At 49.1% G+C, this 15738-nt stretch carries 16 protein-coding genes; 6 read left to right on the forward strand and 10 right to left on the reverse strand.

Annotated features, from left to right (window positions below; translation table 11 throughout):
* Positions 1-45 precede the first annotated feature (45 nt).
* Genes ACOQPM_RS07265 through ACOQPM_RS07275 form a run of 3 tightly spaced genes read right to left on the reverse strand, consistent with a single transcriptional unit; the run spans position 46 to position 3665 of the window.
* Positions 46-2265 carry a response regulator gene (locus ACOQPM_RS07265; protein ID WP_420628578.1) on the reverse strand — a complete coding sequence of 740 codons (2220 nt, stop codon included), beginning with the start codon at positions 2263-2265 and terminating at the stop codon, positions 46-48.
* A complete protein-coding gene (locus ACOQPM_RS07270; RefSeq protein WP_420628579.1) occupies positions 2262-3020 on the reverse strand; it encodes a prolipoprotein diacylglyceryl transferase in 759 nt (252 codons plus the stop codon). Before ACOQPM_RS07270 ends, ACOQPM_RS07265 begins: the two co-directional genes overlap by 4 nt.
* Before the next feature lie 48 nt (positions 3021-3068).
* Positions 3069-3665 (reverse strand): TlpA family protein disulfide reductase, encoded by a 597-nt coding sequence (locus ACOQPM_RS07275; RefSeq protein WP_420628580.1) that lies wholly within the window; start codon positions 3663-3665, stop codon positions 3069-3071.
* Between the two features lie 153 nt (positions 3666-3818).
* On the opposite strand from ACOQPM_RS07275, the gene ACOQPM_RS07280 reads away from it, so the two are divergent.
* The 3 genes from ACOQPM_RS07280 to ACOQPM_RS07290 all read left to right on the forward strand — a co-directional run bounded on the left by ACOQPM_RS07280 (position 3819) and on the right by ACOQPM_RS07290 (position 5464).
* Positions 3819-4154, forward strand: a complete 336-nt coding sequence (locus tag ACOQPM_RS07280) for a TfoX/Sxy family protein (protein WP_420628581.1) — start codon at positions 3819-3821, stop codon at positions 4152-4154.
* Positions 4151-4612, forward strand: coding sequence for a DUF3291 domain-containing protein (locus tag ACOQPM_RS07285; protein ID WP_420628582.1), 462 nt, complete (start codon positions 4151-4153; stop codon positions 4610-4612). Before ACOQPM_RS07280 ends, ACOQPM_RS07285 begins: the two co-directional genes overlap by 4 nt.
* Positions 4613-4840: 228 nt before the next feature.
* A complete protein-coding gene (locus ACOQPM_RS07290; protein WP_420628583.1) occupies positions 4841-5464 on the forward strand; it encodes a hypothetical protein in 624 nt (207 codons plus the stop codon).
* Between the two features lie 196 nt (positions 5465-5660).
* Here the strand turns inward: ACOQPM_RS07290 and rimO are convergent, their stop codons facing one another.
* The 3 genes from rimO to rplI form a co-directional block, all read right to left on the reverse strand.
* A complete protein-coding gene (gene rimO, locus ACOQPM_RS07295; protein ID WP_420628584.1) occupies positions 5661-7004 on the reverse strand; it encodes a 30S ribosomal protein S12 methylthiotransferase RimO in 1344 nt (447 codons plus the stop codon).
* 86 nt (positions 7005-7090) lie between these two features.
* A complete protein-coding gene (locus tag ACOQPM_RS07300; RefSeq protein ID WP_420628585.1) occupies positions 7091-8014 on the reverse strand; it encodes a helix-turn-helix domain-containing protein in 924 nt (307 codons plus the stop codon).
* A gap of 92 nt (positions 8015-8106) precedes the next feature.
* Complete coding sequence (rplI, locus tag ACOQPM_RS07305) at positions 8107-8661, reverse strand: 50S ribosomal protein L9 (protein WP_420628586.1); 555 nt, start codon at positions 8659-8661, stop codon at positions 8107-8109.
* A gap of 360 nt (positions 8662-9021) precedes the next feature.
* Between rplI and ACOQPM_RS07310 the strand changes: the two genes are divergently transcribed.
* The 3 genes from ACOQPM_RS07310 to ACOQPM_RS07320 are packed head-to-tail and all read left to right on the forward strand — an operon-like array spanning position 9022 to position 9839.
* Positions 9022-9234, forward strand: a complete 213-nt coding sequence (locus ACOQPM_RS07310) for a hypothetical protein (RefSeq protein ID WP_420628587.1) — start codon at positions 9022-9024, stop codon at positions 9232-9234.
* Positions 9231-9620, forward strand: coding sequence for a hypothetical protein (locus tag ACOQPM_RS07315; protein WP_420628588.1), 390 nt, complete (start codon positions 9231-9233; stop codon positions 9618-9620). The genes ACOQPM_RS07310 and ACOQPM_RS07315 overlap by 4 nt, the downstream gene beginning before the upstream one ends.
* A gap of 12 nt (positions 9621-9632) precedes the next feature.
* Positions 9633-9839 (forward strand): helix-turn-helix transcriptional regulator, encoded by a 207-nt coding sequence (locus tag ACOQPM_RS07320; RefSeq protein WP_420628589.1) that lies wholly within the window; start codon positions 9633-9635, stop codon positions 9837-9839.
* A 13-nt stretch (positions 9840-9852) separates the two neighbouring features.
* Here ACOQPM_RS07320 and ACOQPM_RS07325 read toward each other — a convergent pair whose 3' ends face one another.
* The 4 genes from ACOQPM_RS07325 to ACOQPM_RS07340 form a co-directional block, all read right to left on the reverse strand.
* Entirely contained in the window at positions 9853-10683 is an 831-nt protein-coding gene (locus ACOQPM_RS07325) for a hypothetical protein (protein WP_420628590.1), read from the reverse strand.
* 4 nt (positions 10684-10687) lie between these two features.
* The gene (locus ACOQPM_RS07330) at positions 10688-11983 is read right to left on the reverse strand and encodes a hypothetical protein (RefSeq protein ID WP_420628591.1); all 1296 of its coding nucleotides are present in this window, start codon (positions 11981-11983) and stop codon (positions 10688-10690) included.
* Between the two features lie 53 nt (positions 11984-12036).
* Positions 12037-12768 carry a PspA/IM30 family protein gene (locus ACOQPM_RS07335; protein WP_420628592.1) on the reverse strand — a complete coding sequence of 244 codons (732 nt, stop codon included), beginning with the start codon at positions 12766-12768 and terminating at the stop codon, positions 12037-12039.
* Between the two features lie 299 nt (positions 12769-13067).
* Positions 13068-15470, reverse strand: a complete 2403-nt coding sequence (locus ACOQPM_RS07340) for a response regulator (RefSeq protein WP_420628593.1) — start codon at positions 15468-15470, stop codon at positions 13068-13070.
* Positions 15471-15738 lie beyond the last annotated feature (268 nt).

The following is a 15738-nucleotide window of genomic DNA, read 5'->3' on the forward strand; positions in this document are numbered from 1 at the left end:
TTTAGCGCAGCTAGGGTTGGCTGACAAGCATCGGCTTGGCCAGGATTAGTCAGGTATTGGCTGGCAAGCGGATAGTGCAGCTACCAGATCCTTCACGGCAATTGGTTTGCTAATATAATCATCCATGCCTAAAGAGATATATCGTTCCCGATCCCCTTTAAGTGCATATGCTGTCATGGCAACAATGGCGGGCTGCTGTGCGTGGGGCCATCGCTCATGAATAAGACGGGTAGCTTCTACGCCATCCAGGTTTGGCATCTGAATGTCCATCAGCACCACGTCATACAGCTGCCGTTCCAGCGCAAGCAATACTTCCTGGCCGTCACCCACAATGTCGGCGCGGTAGCCTAACCGCTCTAACATGCGCTGCAGCACAATCTGGTTGATTTTGTTATCTTCGGCCACCAAAACTCGTAAGGGATGGCGGGCGCCCATTGCTTTATCAAATTCAGCCGATTCGCCATCTGCTTGTTCATACTTGTACTCAGAGCCACCAAATATGTTCAAGAGCGCATCATACAAACTGGCAGGATGAATTGGTTTTTTGAGATAAGAAGCAGCGTCAAATTGAGGAGGCAAAGACGGCCGTTTTACCAAAGTAGACATCAAAATAAGCGATGTTGGAGCAAAAGCAGGTAGCGGGATTAGCGTGCCGTCACCCAATGTAGCCGCTCGTAAATCCACAATCAGCGCATCAGCCTCGTGCGTAACCAACCAATCGCTTGCTTCAGCAACGTTGGTAAACAGATACGCTTCTGCCTCCCAATACAGCAGTTGATCACGCAGGATGTTTAAGGACGTGGTGTTATCATCCACAATGACTACCGACTTACCCCGCAGCATTGACTGGTTTGGAGAAAGATGCGGCTGGTCTGGGCTGGATTCTGCCTGCAACTGCACCGTAAAATGAAAATTCGAGCCAACATCTGCTTTACTTTCTACCCAAAGCGTACCGCCCATTAGTTCCGCCAGCCGCTTGCTTATGGCCAACCCCAAACCAGTGCCACCAAATAGTCGCGTTGTCGAAACATCCACCTGGGTAAAGGATTCAAATAAATTGTCGAGGCGAGCTTCAGGGATACCTATGCCTGTATCGCAAATCGTAAAATGCACCAAATGTTGAGCGTCCGAATCATCATAAGCGGTTACGTACACGACAATCTCGCCATCCAACGTAAATTTGACAGCATTGTTGATAAGGTTCACCAATATTTGGCGCACACGGGAGACATCCCCAATAAACATGGCAGGCAAGCCTGGGTCTACTTGATACAGCAGTTCCAAGTTTTTCTCAATGGCATTGGGAGCGATGAGTTCTAAGGCATCCTGTAAGCAAGCCCGCAGGTAAAATGGCTGCTCTTCCAGCATCAGTTTGCCTGCCTCAATTTTGGAAAAATCGAGAATATCGTTGATGATGCTGAGTAAGCTGCTGCTACCGCTGCGAATGGTCTTGGCAAATTCTTGCTGCTCATCTGTTAAATCCGTGTCTAACATCAGGCCAGCCATGCCAATGACGGCGTTGAGCGGGGTGCGAATTTCATGGCTCATGTTGGCTAAAAATTCGCTTTTAGCCAGATTCGCCGCTTCCGCAGCATCTTTGGCAGCGGTTAATTCGGCCGTGCGGGCTTTTACGTCTTCCTCCAGCTGAATTCGGATTGTTTCAAGTTCACGGTTGCGCTGGGCAAGCACCTGGCTAGATTCCGAAGCAACCTGGTTGGCCCGTTGCAAATATTGGCGCACATAGCTGAAAATCAACGTTGTGGCACCCAGCAGCGTGGCCTGCACCAGCCAGAGCATGTTGGCGGAAGGCTCTATTATGGGCAGGTTGGTTTGCCCGTTTAGCTGTAGCTGCCAGCTTACAAACCCAACAATAAAGCTGGCAAGTGCCAGAGCATATCCTTGTACGTTGCTAAAAAGCAAAAGCGCCAGCAAAACAAGAATGTAGTAAACATTAAATATTGGGGAGTTGGCATCGCCAAAAACAAAAATGGCGAAAGTGACTAAAACCCAGTGAAGCACAACTAAGGCGTAGCTGGCAACACGTATTTTATTGAGCCGAATCAAATAGAGAACAAGCAGGTAGATACAGCCTGATGCTAAAAAGCCTTCGGCTATATATTGTGCCATTGGGAAAATGAGCAGCAAACCGCCGATAACGGCCGTAATAAGCAACCCACTACGCGAAACAACAGTCAGCAACGTGCTATTGTCTTGTATACCCGCTGGAAACCATTTTCGGAATAATGTGGCAAGTTGTTCAATCATTCCAAATTTATTTGCCCTTGCATACTGTCTGTAGATTGAACCATACGGCCGATTTGGAACAAGACGCGTAGCAAAATGACGAGACTCACAATTTGCAAAACGCGGTAACCATCTCCTATCGTTACCGGGTTGTCTCGAAAGGCATCAACAAACAGACGACCCGCGCTGTACACGGCCGTACTCAACATGAACGGTCGCCCTACCTCATAAAAGCCTGGCCGAGTGGCTCGCCACCAAGTAAGAAGCGCCAAGCCACCGACAAGTAATTCATACAGCTGCACCGGATGCCGCCGCACGCCAAACTGCGCCACCCCCCAGGGAACGGCCGTTAGCGTGCCATAACCAGGGCCACCTGCAAAATCTGCCAGGCTCACCACCATGAGGCCAAAAATGATGCCCGGCAGCAAGGCATCTAACGTGGGCATGGGGCGCAGCCGTTTGGCACGCGCATAGAAAAAGCCGCCAATCAACCCCAAAATTAGCCCACCCCACACGTTGTACCCCGTATTGAGCGGCCAAATAATGCTCAGTAGATTTTGGCTAAACGCAAACCAATATTCCAGCACAAACGTTAATCTGGCTCCGACAAACCCCACAAAAACGGCCGTTGCCGCCACGCCATACATAAACACTTTATTTTGTTGAACGCGAACGGCCGTGCGCTCCACCAACGTTAGCCCTAGCCACGCACCAAGAATAATGAGCAGGCCAGCCGTGGGAAACACAAGGCCACCAATGTTTAAAGTTGGAAACATATTGGAAACATAAATGAAAAGAAAGCTAATTTAATTGCTGGTTACCGGTCACCGATTACTGGTCACTGACAACGGAAGCCTTGCCTCGGACAACATTGCTTCAACACGGCTTTGCAACACAGCCTCGCTCAAGATACCAATAACTACTTCTCGCACCACGCCATGTTGGTCAATAAAAACAGTTGTGGGCAGGCTGTTTACCTCATACAACCGCGAGACTCGATTATCCGGGTCAAAAAGTAGCGGGTAAGACACATTGTACTCATTACCAAACTCAGTAATGGTTGACCAATCTTCGCCCTGATTGATGCCAATGAACGCCGCACGGCCGTTGTACCGAACGCTGGCTTGCTGCAAACTAGGCATCTCTACCCGGCAAGGCGCACACCAACTGGCCCAAAAATTAAGCACAACTGGTTGCCCAACCCCGCCTGCCTGATCAACAATTTCTGACAAAACGACGGACTGACCAACGGCCGTTTCCAAGCTGAAATCCGGTGCTAAATGCCCCACAATAGGGGCTTCGGTAAGCGTAATGGGGCCGCCGGCTGTTGTCACGGGTTCCCGCGACACAATAATCCAGGAAATTCCTAACATCGCTGCTAACAGTAAAAGAATTGTCCATTCAAAACGTGTCTTCAACATGCGCTCATTTTACCACGAAACAATTGAGGCAAGGTGAGCTGGCTCACAACCTACCCTTCTTCAAAATCCTGGAAAGTGCCAAACCGGATGGGTCGCGGTATGATAGCTGAAATTTCTGCAGTCCTTTGGAGACCGGAGAAGGAGCAATACCGAATGGGTACAAAACAGACCAAACCAGCTTATGAAACCGGAGAAACGTTGGTAAGCACATTGTCAGTTTTGGGGGATGTGAACGGCCGTAAAATGTTTGGCGGCTACGGCATTTTTATTGAAGGCGCCATGTTTGCCCTCGTCAGCAGCGATAACGTGATTCATTTCAAAGTCGGTGGCAGCAATCGCGCCAAATATGAAGCTGCTGGCGCATCACAGTTTCACAAGATGCCCTACTACCAACTGCCAGATGCCGTTTACCAGAATGATGATGATCTGTTTGCTTGGGCAAAAGAGTCTATGACCATCGCTCGTGCCACTCAGAAGAAGAAAAAATGACGGCCCAAAACCGCAAATACCACCTTGCTCAAATCAACATCGCGCGGATGAAAGCCCCGCTGGATGATCCGCAAATGCAAGCATTTATGGATGGTCTGGAGCCCATCAACGCCCTGGCCGATGACGCCCCTGGCTTTGTATGGCGGCTACAAACAGGTGATGGGGATGCGACTGGGTTACGGCCGTATCCCGACGATTTTATGATTGTCAATATGTCTGTTTGGGATTCTGTAGAAAGTTTACGCGAGTACACTTACAAGACAGTACACGTAGAGTTTGTACGGCGGCGCAAAGAATGGTTTGAAAAGCTCGAACAGCCAATTTACGCGCTTTGGTGGCAGCCCGCCGGGCAGCTTCCCACCGTTGCCGAAGCCAAAACCCGGCTAGATCATCTCATCCAGCATGGCGATAGCCCCACCGCCTTCACCTTTGGCAAGCCTTTCCCCCCTCCAAAGTAACCGTGTGTCACGCTGGAGACTTTTGAAGTTTTGCCCCAAATTGCTCCCAGAGTGAAAAACTTCAAAAGTCTGAACGCTTCCTTTCCTACACTCGCTCACTTTGTGGGAAAACGGCCGTTTGCCAACCAAATTATGCTAAAATTCGAGAGTTCAAGCGTACAAAGTAGACGGGCAAGGCTTCACACCCGCTGGAGACCGTGCCAGATCAAGAGGAAATAAAATATTTCAATGTCAATAAAACAATTAACTTTTTTTATGTACCCCTGGAATTTTGGGCCTCCTTCAGGAAACGCAGACATTCCAGATGAGATACTTACTCTACCTTATAATCTTGAGCATTTCATCACAGCCTTTCAAGAAAACACAGATGCTGAGATTGTCGTGAAAACAGAGGAAAGGACGATCACAGAACCAATTTTGAGGGGATTTATAATGCTAGAGGAAGGTTGGCCTCTAAATGGTTTTTTCGGGAGGTATGATCTAAAAAGTGACAATTCACTATTTAGACAAGTTTTTGCTTTTGACAATATAGAATATGGGGACGATCTCGATAATATCTGGCCTGTTGCAGGTTTCATGCCTTCGCTTTTTTATAAAATTTGGTGTTCAAGTTTGCGGCATCGCATACTCTCAGAAGCATTAGGAAATAACTGGGTTGATTATGACCCAAGAGGCATGCACGAGCTTGTGGGGCACAAAGTAGTTATCGAGAAGTTGAGAAAAGGGGCGAAACAATTTCGTCCAATTTCAAAAAAATATGCACTACTATTAAGTTTAGAAAACCAAACCTTTCCGCAACTTATATTAGAGTATTTTGAAGCCTATAATGCGTTTTATCAACTTAATTTGTAGTTATTTCAGTTCAAGATTTCTGTAATTCGGCGCACCGATTACTGTTTACTGCTTACCGATAACTGGATAGTTTGGGAAGCGGCCGTTTCCTGTAATCGGCCAGAAGTATCTAAATTGAACAAACCATTGTTTTGGCCGATTACCTGAGTAAAAGCGGGAGAAATGGCTCTTCTTACTGGCAAAAATTTTCCCGCTTTTACACCACCACGCCCGTCAAATCATACACCATCGCCCCATCAATACGCACCGGCACCAACTCGCCAATGGGCAGCTCGCCCGGCACAAACACCATGCCATCAATCTCTGGTGCGTCCCGGTAAGAGCGCCCCACGCTCACGCCGTCCCCATGCCCTTCCACAAAGATGGGCAGCGTTTGCCCCACCAGCTGTTGGTTTTTAGTCAGCGAAATCGGCTGCTGCAACGCCATCAGCTCTTCGAGCCGCGCTTCCTTCACATCCTCCGGCACCTGCCAAGCCACCGTCGCCGATGGGGTAGACGCCTCGTAAGAGTAGGTAAACGCGCCAAAACGGTCGAACTGCAAATCCTGCACAAACTGCTTCAGGCCGTCGAACTCCTCGTCTGTTTCGCCAGGGTAGCCCACAATAAACGTCGTGCGGATGGCAATGTCTGGCATGGCAACGCGCAGCTTTTCCACCGTTTTGTACACCCACTCAATGTTCGCCGGACGGCGCATGCGCTTGAGCGTCTCGCGGTGGCCGTGCTGCAAGGGAATATCCAAATAGTTCACAATTTGCGGCGTGGTGGCCATCGTCTCGATCAGCTCATCCGTCACGTAGCCGGGGTAAGCGTACATCAGCCGAATCCAGGGAATGTCCGGTGCAGCCTTAGTCACCTGCTTTAGCAGATGGGATAGGCCGTTTTTAAGGCCCAAATCATGGCCGTAATCCGTGCTGTCCTGAGCGATGATGACCAATTCTTGCAGCCCAGCGGATTGCAAAGCCATCGCCTCGGCCACGATTGATTCGACGGGGCGGCTCACATGGGTGCCTTTAATTTGGGGGATGGCACAAAAGGCGCAGGGGCGACGGCAGCCATCAGATATTTTGAGGTACGCGGAACGGCCGTGTACGGCCGTTCTTAGCACCCCTTTTTCATCTTGCCCCACCGTCGTTGCCTCATCTGGCAAATGGTAAAGTGGCTGGGGATGCTTTTTGCGGCGCAGTTGGCGCACAAATGGCACAATGTCCATCCAGCGGCGCGTGCCAATCACGCCATCAATACCCGGCACCCACGCCACCACTTCGCTACCGTATCGCTGCGCCATGCAGCCCGCCGCAATTAGCAGTTGATTTTTGCTTTTCAGATCTGCCAGCTCCCGCAACGCCCCGATGGACTCCTGCCGCGCCCCTTCAATAAAGCCACAGGTATTTACAATCAGCACGCTGGCATCATCCGGGTCGGCCACGCCGCTAAAGCCAGCCTTGTGCAGCAAAGCCGCCATGCTCTCCGAGTCAACCGTATTTTTGCTACAGCCCAGGCTGAGCATGTAGAACTGCTTCTTTTGCTTTTGCTTACTCATTTTTTCCAGTATTCAGTAAGCAGTAAACAGTAATCAGTATACGCTCAGAAAAAACTGAATACTGATTGACTGAACACTGATTACTGTCAGTTCGTGGTTGTCCAGACTTCTTCTTTGGCTTCGCCCCGCCCACCAAGCGGCCCTAGCGGCACATTATTTATAGTGACAGACACGCCGATGGCATTACCCGTGTTGATACGCACCTCATCGTTGGCGACCCATTCATAGGGCGGGTCGGTGGGGCGAGCAATGCCAGTGAACAGTACATTGCCATCAACCGTCACTTCCATCCAGGCGCGCTCCAAAATGATGATTTCCAGCTCAATTGTTTCCATTGTGGCGGGCAGCGGTGGGCGCGTGGCGGTTGGGGTCGGGTCTTCAACTGGCGTTTCATTGCGGCTAGTTGGCAGCAAGACACTTGAAGCACCTGCCTCTTCCGTCGCTGTTGCCTCAGGCGTTGCTGTTTCTCGATTCAGAATGCTTTGTACAGCATCGTTAATTGTTTCAGTAAGTTCAGTTGTGCCAGCGTCCTGACCTAAAATTAGAGGGAGGAAGTTTTGCCCAGCCAGATAGAGCGCACCGAGCAAAGCAATGATAATCACAATCCGCAAAATAGATTCGCCACCACCACCAGAGCCTCCGCCCTGGTAGGCAGTATCCACTTCCATATTTACGGGGTCAAAAAAGGGATGATTCTCTGGGGGGGCTTCCAGGGCTGGGCCAACAGGTTGGGTAGTATCTACAATTACAGATTGCTGACGCCGTTTAGGACGTTGCGACTGGCTTAACTCGTATCTTTCTAACAGCGGCTCAGGGTCTAAACCAAGATAGCGAGCGTAATTGCGTAAAAAGCCTCGCGCATGTGTTGGCGTCGGCAAGCGATCAAAGTCGCCCATTTCCAACGCTTCCAGGAACCTGCTGTTGATGCGTGTTTTTTCCTGCACCTCGCGCAGCGTGTACCCTTTGGTTTCGCGGGCTTCCCGCAGAATATGACCAAGCTCGTCTATCATTATGAAAAAAAGTCACTGACTTTGGCAGGTACCAACCATTTTACGGTTTCGGTTACGCTGCCGAGTCAGTGACTGAGCCAAGAGGAGACAGTTTATTCGTCTGCTTCGTCTGTTTCTTCTTCAACTTCAGCTTCTGGCTGAACGTCTTCTTCAACCTCTGCTTCTGCTTCTTCTGCAACTTCGCTGGCGGGAACAATGTCAGCGTCTTCGTTTTCAATCACAACGGTTAGTTCTGGCTGGAAATCACCGCTGAGGCGAACCACGACTTTGTGCTCACCGAGCTGGCGCAGCGGCTCAACACCCACTTTGCGACGGTCAATGTCGGTACCAAGCAGTTCGTTCATCTCGTCGGCAATCTGTGAGGTGGTGATTGAACCATATAGCTTACCAGTTTCACCAGCGCGGGCGGTAAAGGTGAGATGCACATCTGCAATTTTGACAGACAGTGCTTCATACTCAGCGCGTAGTTCGGCGCGGCGGGCTTCTGCTTTTTTGCGCCAAGCTTCAGCTTGTTTCATCATGCCTGGGGAAGCAACGACGGCTAATCCTTGCGGTAACAGATAGTTACGGCCGTATCCATTCGCCACCTTATGCACTTCACCGGCCAGTCCAATATTTTCTATGTCTTCTTTTAACAGCACCTTCATAGCTGTACGCTCTCCATCTCTCTAAAAATTATTTTTGTATTGCTGACCCACGCGGGCAAACTCCGGAAGATTTGCTTAAATGTCTTTCATTTTCAACGGTTCTGCTGGGTCATTATGCAGCAGGAAATGTTATCAGAGGGGGCATGATTTGGCAAGGTATGGAGCCGCAATTTTTGTAGAGGCCAGGTGGTAGGAACGGCCGTTTCCCACCCAGACACCCGCCAACCAGCCCGAAGCCCAATCATCACAAACCGAATTGTAAAGCACGCTTGACAAAAAGGATGGTTTCATTTACACTGTTTGTCAAGTTTACTTTACACAACATCAAGCAAACACGACATATCAAACAATTAGGAGCGTATGATGAAAAATAAAAACAGTCAATTATTGGAACTCAATGCAGGTACCGGAGCGGCTCTTGGCGTTATCGGTGGGGCCTTGGTTGCGCTGATTGTTCAGCTAATTACAGGCGACGTCTCCGTTTGGAGTTGGGCTATTTCCGTAGGGGTAGCTTGTGGCGGGGCAATTGGTGCAGGTAAAAGCAACGCTTCAGCTAAAAAGGAATCACAATGAAAAACTGGCAGCGAAAATACCTGGTTCGTTTTATTATAGGCATGGCAGGCTACTCAATTTTGTTGCCAATCTCACTCATTGTGGTGGGTGGTGGGCGCGTACAGCAGCCCTGGCTTGCCATCTTGATTGCCCTACTGCCCATCGCCCCTTTTTTGATTGCAATGACGGCCACAGTGCAAAATGTACGGCACCAGGATGAGATGCAACATCGCATCCACCTGGAAGCCATTTTGGTAACAACCCTGCTCACTGGTGCTATTACATTTAGCTACGGTCTGCTGGAAGCGCTGGAATTGGTGCCTGCCTTGCCCACGGTGCTTATCGCCCCCTTCATGATTGTTGTTTGGGGGATTGCAAATCGGGTTATCACCCGACGGTACGATTAGGTAGGTGAACGCATGAATAACCGACTCAAAGTACTCCGAGCCGAACGTAGTTGGTCTCAAGAGGTGTTGGCACAAAAAGTGGGCGTCTCGCGGCAAACAATCAATGCCATCGAGCGCGGCAAATACGACCCCAGCCTGCCGCTAGCGTTTAAGTTTTCCAGATTGTTTACCTTGCCAATTGAGGAAATTTTTGAACCAACGGAGTCAGATTTAGTTTGAGGTGTACGGCCGTTTACCCAACAGATTCGGCCGTATACACCTCATCCATCGAGTGCAGCAAATCGTTTAGCTCCGTCACTTCTTCGGCAATCTCATGCCGCAGCCGCCGCGCACTCCCCCGATCAATATCTTTGGCATCTACCAACATTGTTTGTGAATAAATAGTACCCAAATGGGTCAGTGAGTTTTCTAGCTGAAGCCGCGCCCGCTGAATGGTCGCTTCCAGCGTTTGCAATGTTTGTAGCTGCCGCTCAATGCTGTTCAGCGTTGCCTGAATTTGCTCCTTAATGGCTGGATCGTTGGCACGCGCAAAATCAGCCTGCAACTGCTTCATGCGCGATTCAGCCCGCACGCGGTCTCGGTGCAAAATCTCTCTTTCCTGCTGATACCGATCAATCCGCCGCGCCAAATCGTAAATATTCTCCAGCCAATCATCAATCTGCCCAGCCGTTTGCATCAGTTCATCTTTCAGCACAGAGTCTGAACGCTCCCGAATCCCTTTTTCAATCCGGCTGCGATAATCCAGCGCCTCATTTATTTGCCGCTGTAGCCGTTTGTCTTTCAGGCGCTCTGGCTTGAATTCATTTTTGAGCATTTTGGAAACCACCTGGCGACCAAACTCTGGGTCTCTCACGCTGCTGTACACCAAGCCAGCTTCTGCCACCAGCCCCCCCAGCAGCCAGCCCCAATACGGCACAAATTCCACAAGAGGCAAACCCAATGCCGAAAATGTGGTTAGCATTGCTGTCAGAGCCAACACCACTGCGCTTTCCCAACGCATGATTGATTCTTGCCAGATGGCACTTTGGACTCGTTCTTCTAATGCTTCGCGGGCTCTCGACATTGGTTTAGCTTATGGTCTGCGTTTCGTCTGACTGCATTTTAGCCTGAACTGCCTCAATTTGCTGCTGAATGGTTGCTTGGCGTTCCGGGTTACCAGTGCGCTGCTTAGCTGCCTGCAACACGTCCAGGCTACGTTTGTAATAACCCAGGGTAGCATAAGCGCGCCCTAATGATTCCTGGTAAGCAACGTGCTGGGGTGCTTTTGCCGCTGCCCGTTGCCAATGCAAAACGGCCGTTGCCCATAACCCTTGCTGTGCCAACCGCCGCGCCGCCGCATTAAAGTCGGTTGCGCTCTTGGGACCTTTGGTAAGCCCAGCTACCTGCCGCACCGTTACCCGATCAAAATCTGGCCCGGCCATAAAAATCGCGTAAAACAAAGCCAATACAGCTCCAGCCACAATTGCAATGCGAACTGCCTCACCCAGGCCAGAGGTAAGCGGTAAAATAAATTGCTGTATGGCAGGATCCATATTTTCCACTCCCAGCATTGCTAAATCTGGGGGCAACACCCAGCGCAGCAAAGAAAACAAAATGACCCCAATTAAAAGATAAATGGCCGTGAGATGTGCCCACGTTTGCCGCCAGGCCACGCCTAATGCTAACCCCATAAATATTGCCACCATAATGCCGCTACCCACGGCCGCAACCAAATTACCTTGTGCCAAAATATGGTACAGTAACTGGAGCAAAAAGAATTGACCAACGCCCAGCAACAGCACCCATAGGGTTGTTAGATTGGTGCTGGCTTTGGCATAGCGAAAACTTCGGATGAGCAATTTTTTCTTGCAATTTGGACATCGCTCATCTTCAGACGCTAGTTCGTGGGCACAGTAGCCGCACATGGGTGTATCTTTTGTCCAGATGTCGTAGTAGCTTTCTTGAGCCTGGTAGTTGGGAGTAGCGCCTTGCTTTTGTACGGCCGTTGGGTCTCGCCACTCCCATGTTTTCACCTGACTTTCCGGGTACAGCAGCGCAGCCGCTGTGGAAACAGGTTCGTACTCACGCTTCACCACCTGCACATGGCCGGTTTCCAATTCAGATGAAGTAGCTTGTGCCAGTTTTGCCAATCCTTTTTGAGCTAGTTGATTATCCGGGTTTAGGGCGAGCACATTCTCCAGGCATATTTGGCGTTCTTTGGCCGTTTTTACCGCCCCACTCATCCATAGCCATGCTGATTCATTTCGCTCGTCTGCGGCCAGCACTTTTTCCAGAAGCTCACGCCCCAGCACACGGTCGCCATTTTTTACGGCCGTAATCCCCGCCTTTAACCATGCTTGCACAGACTGTTCTGACTCAGACATTGGCACATGCGTTGGCTAACTGGCACAGTGGTGCTAGTTAGCCAACAGGATGATTACTCCATCGTTGCTTCGGCTTCCTCGCTGTCATCCACCGTCAGCGCAGGCGCTTCAGACAAACCGAGACGCCGCTTACGCTCTTCAAGCTGCAAATCCAGCTCGGCGCTGCCCAAGGCTGCATCCATCTGGTTATCCAGCCGGTCAGCATACATTTCGCTATGCGCGCTTGCTTTATCCAACCGATTGCGAATGGATTCACCCAGGCGAGCAATATCTGCATCCCCAACACCCATCAAATCATCCAGGCTCTTAATTGCCTTTACGGTGGTTTCTTTGGATTTGGCTAAACGCATCAGCGCTTCCAGCTCTTTCTGCTCTTGGCGGATGGTTTGCAGCTTTGCTTGCAGCTTCAGGCGCGCATTTAGCAGCGACTCATATTCACGCTGCTGCCGCACCCACTGCTCATGGTATTGTTCCTGCAAGCGGCGGGCGCTGTTCAGTTCATTTTGGGCGGCGCGGGCTAAATCGGCCTTGCCCTGCATCAGCAGCGCATCAATATTGCGATCCAGTTGATCGGCCTTCTTCTTGTACTCTTTGTACTTGCGCTCCATGCTTTTAACTTCGCCACCTACCGTGGCGGCAGCATCTTCCAACTCATCTAGGTTTTTCTCAGCGTCGCGGATATATTGCTTCATTACCGCCACGGAGTTGGTTTCTAGCGCCTTATCAACCATCTCGTGCATGTTTGCCGAGATTAAAGTTTGTACTTTTTCAAGTAAGGTTGCCATCTAAGTTGCTCCTTATGCTCAATTGGGAGGGTTTATAGGTTTATAGTCCGAAAACTTGTTGCCGATTGCACGATACGCAAAAGGCTCATTTTGGTTGTTGCCGGGTCGTTCCAATGATGAAAATTTTGCTCATGGGAAATGTCTCTAGTGTGAGGCCACTGGAGACCCAAAGACATTGTAAACAAAGTCGGCCGTTTTTCAAACAGAAATTTATAAAACCAAGATATTATCGGCCAACGGCCGTTTCATACAAAATGATGAGACTCGCAAATTACCACTTCAGGGGCGCTTTGTCTTGCCTATTCCTCGTAGGCAGGCAGTTTGATAGCAAAATGAAAATTACCATCTTTACCCTCGCTAAATGAAAGCTGCCCCCGATGCAACCCAACATACCCTTTTGCAATATACAGGCTCGGCCCAATCTCAGGATTTTTAAGCAGGTCTGGCTCCTCATTGGTTAAAATCTCGCGAAACTGAGCCATTATCTCTGCATCCAAACTAGCCGAAACCGTAATGATTATTTTTACATTGCTAGATTTGCCATTGTAAAGTGAGGCGATCAGTTCGTCTTTGCGTTGCGAAGATTTTGCATATTGCAGGCTGATTTGCATCAAACGCTCAATTGCTTCTTGCAATGTAGACCAATCGGCTTCCACCTTAGGCATTTCTGTGAGGGTGGTCATATCTACGTGCCAACCAGCCGCTTCGGGACGATGCTTAAAAGATTGCACAGTTTCAAAGAGAAGCCCCCCTAAATTTGGTAGAGGATATGCTTTCAGGCTGTGCGCCGTCCATGCTTCACCCGTTTTTAGCTCGGCCAGCGTAATGAAATCTTCAATAAGGTTCGTCAGACGCAGACTGTTGTCTTGAATGCCATGCAACGAATGCTTTAAATCTCTGTCTGTATTGGCATCTTGCAACGCTCTGGACAATTCATCTGAATGCTCAGTTACAGAAGCCAGTGGGGTGCGAAAATCTGGCGAAATGAGGTTGATAATGCTTCGTTTTAGATCATCAAAGCTTTGAGCCACCAAACTTTGGTTGTGAAAATGTTTGTCTAGCTGCTTTTCTACAAAGCGCAATACATCATCGCTATCGTACGGTTTTGTAATATATTCATCCACGCCGCGACGGAACCCTTCATATTCATCTCGCTTTTCTCCCTTTGCGGTGAGGAAAATAAAGGGTATATGCAACCATTGTGGATTTTCGCGGACGTTGGTCAATAATTCATACCCGCCCATTTGGGGCATCATAATGTCTGAAATGATGAGGTCGGGAATTTGCTTTTTAATTTCGTTGAGCGCGGCGACGCCATTGAGTGCGGTGAGAACATTCAGTTTGTATTTGCCTTCAAAGATGGTGAGCAAATCTTCTAGTCCATTTAGCAGATTGAGGTCATCTTCTACGACGAGGACAGTAGCTGTGAGTGTGCCATCTTTAGCAGTAGAGCCACTTGCTGTTGCGTGCTTTTTGCGCTGGTACACAGGTAAAATGACTTTAAACTTGCTTCCTTTACCTTCTTGGCTCTCTGCTTCGATACGGCCGTTGTGTAGCTGCACCAGCCCTTGAACAATTGCCAACCCGGTACCCGCCCCTTGCTGCTCCAGAATCCCCCGATTGTATTGCACAAAAGGTTCAAATATTTGGCTAGACATATGTGCAGGAAACCCCATGCCCTGGTCAACAACCTCAATTTGGATACTTTTATCCTGCGCTGAAACAGTAACTGTTATTTGATTGATGTCCGTTGCGTTTGGATCAGTAAATTTTGTGGCATTGCTCAGTAGCCGTTCCAGTATGTTTTTTATGCTGCTAGCAACACCCCAAACCAGCGGCAGCTTATCCGGAATGTTGCTTTTAATTTGGAAGCGAGCCTCATCTGACGTGTCTTGGAAGGCAGCCACTACTTCCTGCAAAAGATCAGCCACGTTGGACAATGGTTTTGCTTCAGCCAGGTATCTTGTCTGAGCTTCACCGCTACGCAGCTCCATAACGCAGATGAAATCATCTACCAGGCGAGTCAGCCGCAAGCAGCCTGCCTGAATTCCGCGCAAATATTCCCGGTAATTACGGCCGTCAGTAAACTCTTTCAAACTGTCAGCCAACATTTCATAGTAGGCGGTTACATACGTTAGCGGTGTGCGGAACTCATGGTTCAATATTTGCAGAATGTTCTTTTTGAGCGAATCAATATTCCGCTGGCGTGCCTCTTTGCGCTCGTAAGCATTGTCTAGCTGGGCATGGATCAGCGACAGCAGTTCCGTAATAACAAACGGTTTGGTGATGTATAAATCGGCATCACTCAGCCGACCTTTGCGAATATCTGGCTCCTCACCTTTGGCTGTCACAAAAATAAACGGTATTTGAATCCAATCTGGATTGGCACGCACATGATTCAGAAACTCATACCCACCCATTTGGGGCATCATCACATCAGAAATAATGAGGTCTGGTTCATGATTGGCCATGACATCCAGCGCCATTCGGCCATCATTGGCCTGGAGTATGTCAATATCGTAGCCAAGATCGGCAATTTCCAGCAGATCATTCATGCCGTCCAGCATGGATTGATCGTCTTCGACTATTAAAATGGTTGCAATACGGTCACTATTTTCGTTGGCAGGTTGCATATCTTGCTCAGATGGTATGATACTGTTTTCTGGAAGAGTTTGAATCGCTGAGCCCACATTGTTCATCATGATTATCCTAAATACAAAATAAATTGACTCTACTCTACCTTGATTCTCAGAGCTTACGCGATAAACAAACAATTGGCCGCGAATTTCCACGAACTCTCAATCATTTTGCGCTAATTCGTGAAATTCGCGGCAAAAAAGCTTTCTCTGTATAAGCCCTAATCTTGAAAACATTTTTCAACAGTCGGGAAATTATACAGCATATAAACTTTGGGCTATGATATGAATTTTGTACTGCATTTCTGACAGCTCATCTAATCATTCAATTGAA

Origin of the sequence: Candidatus Leptofilum sp. (assembly GCF_965223525.1) — a bacterium.
Taxonomy (GTDB): Bacteria; Chloroflexota; Anaerolineae; order Promineifilales; family Promineifilaceae; genus Leptofilum.